This window comes from Micromonospora sp. NPDC003776, from assembly GCF_053605645.1.
The window spans coordinates 1-4,241 of the sequence record NZ_JBSGJR010000584.1; the positions used below are offsets into that span (position 1 = coordinate 1).

4 protein-coding genes and 1 pseudogene are annotated in these 4,241 nt (G+C 75.1%); 3 read left to right on the forward strand and 2 right to left on the reverse strand.

The features are described from left to right. A pseudogene (locus ACWEVO_RS31335) lies at positions 1 to 252 on the reverse strand (hypothetical protein); the annotation flags it as partial. Positions 253 to 328: 76 nt separating this feature from the next. Beyond that, positions 329 to 1,228, reverse strand: coding sequence for a RecB family exonuclease (locus ACWEVO_RS31340; protein WP_452311072.1), 900 nt, complete (start codon positions 1,226 to 1,228; stop codon positions 329 to 331). 72 nt (positions 1,229 to 1,300) lie between these two features. Between ACWEVO_RS31340 and ACWEVO_RS31345 the strand changes: the two genes are divergently transcribed. From ACWEVO_RS31345 to ACWEVO_RS31355, 3 genes are all read left to right on the forward strand, one after another. Then, a complete protein-coding gene (locus ACWEVO_RS31345) occupies positions 1,301 to 2,452 on the forward strand; it encodes a site-2 protease family protein (protein WP_452311075.1) in 1,152 nt (383 codons plus the stop codon). Beyond that, positions 2,449 to 3,408, forward strand: coding sequence for a tRNA (adenine-N1)-methyltransferase (locus ACWEVO_RS31350; RefSeq protein ID WP_452311073.1), 960 nt, complete (start codon positions 2,449 to 2,451; stop codon positions 3,406 to 3,408). The genes ACWEVO_RS31345 and ACWEVO_RS31350 overlap by 4 nt, the downstream gene beginning before the upstream one ends. A 234-nt stretch (positions 3,409 to 3,642) precedes the next feature. Then, positions 3,643 to 4,215, forward strand: coding sequence for a hypothetical protein (locus tag ACWEVO_RS31355; protein ID WP_452311074.1), 573 nt, complete (start codon positions 3,643 to 3,645; stop codon positions 4,213 to 4,215). The last annotated feature ends 26 nt before the right edge of the window (positions 4,216 to 4,241 follow it).

The following is a 4,241-nucleotide window of genomic DNA, read 5'->3' on the forward strand; positions in this document are numbered from 1 at the left end:
GCTCGTGCAGCAGCACCGAACCGAGCAGGGAGACCGCGAAGCCGAGGCCGACCAGGTAGCCGCCGAGGTGGCCCAGGTCGAGCTGGCGGCGGACAGGACGCTCCAGCCCAGCGCCGACCCGAGCTGCGCGGGCCGCAGCTCGCGCGGCGCCAGCAGCAGGAACGCCGCCTCCACCAGGACCAGCGCGAGTGCGAACGCGGCATCGGTGGCCAGCGGGCGGCGACGCGCCCACACGCGCACCCGGTTGGTCATGCCACGACGCTAGCCGCCCCCCGGCGCGACCCGTCGTCGGTGACGCTGAACCCCGCCTCCTCCTCAGGGAGGAGGCTCACTCGTCCGCCCCGGGGGCGACCGGCCGGGACCGGGCGTCCGTCAGCGGGTCACCGGGGCCGGCGGCCGGGAACGGCGGCGGGGTGCCGCCGAAGCTGGGGCAGAGCGCCTGGTGGCTGCACCAGTCGCAGAGCCGGCTGGGCCGGGGACGGAAATCCTGCCGCGTGGTGGCCTGCTCGATCGCCTGCCACAGCGCCACCACCGTGCGCTCGAACCGCACCAGCTCGTCGGCGTCTGGCGTGTAGTCGCAGACCTCGGCGTCCTTGAGGTAGAGCAGCCGCAGCACTCGGGGCACCACGCCGCGGGTGCGCCACAGCACCAGGGCGTAGAACTTGAGCTGGAACAGGGCGCGTGCCTCGAACGCCTCCCGCGGCGCCCCGCCGGTCTTGTAGTCGACCACCCGCAGCGCGCCGTCCGGGGCCACGTCGAGCCGGTCCAGGTAGCCCCGGATCAGCAGCTCCTCGTCGACCACCGCGGAGATCAACGCCTCCCGCTCGGCCGGCTCCAACCGGCGCGGGTCCTCCACCGAGAAGTAGCCCTCCAGCAGGCCCGCGGCGGAGCGGAGGAAGTCGGCCACCCCCGCGGCGTCACCGTCGGCGAACAGGGTGGCCAGCTCCGGCTGCTCGGTGACCAGCCGGTCCCACTGCGGGGCGACCAGGTCGCCGGCCGACTGCGGGGTCCGCGCCGCCGCCGGCAGGTCGAACAGCCGCTCCAGCACCGCGTGCACCAGCGTGCCCCGGGCCTGCTCCACGGTCGGTCGCTCGGGCAGCCGGTCGATGCTGCGGAAACGGTAGAGCAGCGGGCAGGTCTTGAAGTCCGCCGCCCGCGACGGCGACAGCGACGCCCGCACTCTGGGTGTCGGGGTTTCCTGCGCGTCGATCACCGGTTCCGCCGTCATGTCCGGAAGGTTAGGGCACCGGTGTGACAGGGCTGTCGTCGCCGCACCGGGGCATGATCCGCCCCGCGTAGCATCGACCGGGTGGAGCAGAGGACCCGGCCGCGTCGCCGTACCCGGCTGACCGTCGCCCGGGTCGGCGGCGTGCCGCTGCGGGTGGACGCCTCGATGCTGCTGCTCACCGCGGTCGTCACCGTCCTGTACGCGTCGCTCGCCCGCCGCCAGCTCGACCTGGGCCACCTCGGCGGCTACCTGGTCGGCCTCGGCTTCGCGGTCTCCCTGCTCGGTTCGGTGCTGCTGCACGAGCTGGGGCACGCGCTGACCGCCCGCCGGTACGGCATCGGTGTGCGCGGGATCACCCTGGAACTGCTCGGCGGGTACACCGAGATGGACCGGGACGCCCCCAGCCCCAAGATCGACCTGCTCGTCTCGCTCGCCGGCCCGGCGGTCTCCGCGGTCCTCGGCGGGGCCGCCGTGGCCGCGACCATGGCGCTGCCCCCCGGCACCCTTGCCCACCAGCTCGCCTTCCAGCTGGCCGTGTGCAACGTCGTGGTCGCCGTCTTCAACAGCCTGCCCGGGCTGCCGCTGGACGGCGGCCGGGCGTTGCGCGCCGCGCTGTGGGCGCTCACTCGCGACCGGCACCGGGGCACCGAGGTGGCCGGCTGGATCGGTCGCCTCGTCGCGGTGGTCACGCTGGCCCTGGTGGTGCTGCTCACCCTGCGTCGGGCCGTCGCCCCGCTCGCCCTGCCGCTGATGCTGCTGGTCGCCGTCACCCTGTGGCGCGGCGCCGGCCAGTCCATTCGGCTGGCCCGGATCAGCCGCCGGCTCCCCCTGGTCGACCTGGCCCGGCTGGCCCGCCCGCTGCTCCCGGTGCCCAGCGGCACCCCGCTGGCCGAGGCGCAGCGCCGACGCGCCGAGATCCCCGCGCCCCGGCCCGCGCTCACCGTGGTCGACGGCGCCGGCCGGCCCGTCGCCCTGGTCGACCCGGCCCGCGCCGCGGCCGTACCCCCGGACCGGCGGCCGTGGCTCGCCGTGGACGCGGTCTCCCACGACCTGGCCGGCCTGCCCGCGCTGCCGGTCGGCGCCGACGGCGAGCACGTGCTGGAGACCGTGCGCAGCCACCCGGGCGCACAGTACGTCGTGACCTCAGGCGAAGATGTCGTCGGCGTTCTGCACATCGCGGATCTGGCTGAGCTCCTGGAACCCAAACGGAAGACGAACACGTGACCGCAGATACCTCCACCGTCCCGGCGCTGCCTCCCGTGCACCGCGGGCCGTTCCGGCCCGGCGACCGGGTGCAGCTGACCGACCCCAAGGGGCGCATGCACACCGTGACGCTGGAGCCCGGCAAGGAGTTCCACACCCACCGGGGGATCCTCAAGCACGACACCCTGATCGGCCTGCCCGACGGCAGCGTGGTCACCACCGCCGGCGGCGGCACCGCCTTCCTGGCCCTGCGCCCGCTGCTGTCGGACTACGTGCTCTCCATGCCGCGCGGTGCCCAGGTGATCTACCCGAAGGACTCCGCGCAGATCGTCGCCATGGGCGACATCTTTCCCGGCGCGAAGGTCCTCGAGGCGGGCGCCGGCTCCGGCGCGCTCTCCTGCTCCCTGCTGCGCGCCGTCGGCACCGAGGGCGAACTGCACTCCTGGGAGGTCCGTGAGGACTTCGCCCAGATCGCCCGGCGCAACGTCGAGGCGTTCTTCAACGGCCCGCACCCGGCCTGGCGGCTGCAGGTCGGCGACGTCGCCGACTGCCCGGAGACCGGCTTCGACCGGATCATCCTGGACATGCTCACCCCGTGGGAGACCCTCGACATGGTCGAGCGGGCGCTCGTGCCCGGCGGCGTCTTCATCGGGTACGTGGCCACCACGCCACAGCTGTCCGAGCTGGTCGAGGCTCTGCGTGAGCGGGGTGGCTGGACCGAGCCGCGGGCCTGGGAGTCGCTGGTGCGCGACTGGCACGCCGAGGGGTTGGCCGTCCGCCCCGACCACCGCATGATCGCGCACACCGCGTTCCTCGTCTCCGCGCGCAAGCTCGCCCCCGGGGTGACGGCGCCGCCGCGGCGGCGCAAGCCCAGCAAGGGCACCGAGGCGTACGTCCAGCGCCGGCAGGCACTGCGGGAGGCGGAGGCGGCCCGGCAGGCGGCGGCCGAGGCGCAGCCGGAGCCGGACCAGCCGTGACCCCCCGGCGCGGTCGGGTGCGCGCGGGTGGATCATGTGTCCCGGCGGCGACGGCGGACGGGCGGAGACGTGGCATGAGGGGACGGCTCGGGGCGCGCGGTGGGCGCCCCGTCGGGCGGGACCGGCAGCGGCGGGAACACCGGGAGGCGCTGGCGTGAGCGAGTGGAGCGAGCCGATCATGCAGCTCATGGCGGCGGGGTCGCGCCCCGCCGACGGGCGGGCGGAGGCGGCGGCGTGAGCAGCCCCGGCTACGGCAACGGCGACCTGCCCGCGGTCTTCCCCGACTGGTCGCCCTACGCGGACCTGGAGTCGGCCGCCCGGGCCTACCTGCGCGACCCCGACATCGCCCTGGACGCCCTCGGCGGCGTGCTGCGCGGGGCCTCGGTGCTCGGCTTCACCCTGGAGCGCTTCGTCAACGAGGTCAACGGCGTCTGGCAGGAGGTCGTCGTCTGCGACGGCAGCCGGCTGATCCTCTGGCACGGCGAGGACGTGCCGCCGGGGGAGGGGCCGCCGGGGTCGATGACCTCGTCGCTGCGGGTGGTGCCGGTCTCCACCGTCACCGAGGTCGGCTGCCGGCGGCGGCTGACCCGCAGTGACACCGGCGCGGTCCGGGTCGACAGCATCGACGTCTACCTGCTGCTCACCTCGTTGGACGAGGCCCCGCCCGGCGACGAGGTGGTCGGCGCGCCCCGGCACGACGCGCTGCGCTTCGGCAAGACCCTGGACGACGGCGGGGCGGGGCAGATCGCCCGGCTGGAGGAGTTTGCCCGCCTTGTCGCCTCGGTGGTCGGTCGTCCCATGCTCTGAGAACGGACGCGGGCCGGGGACGCTCC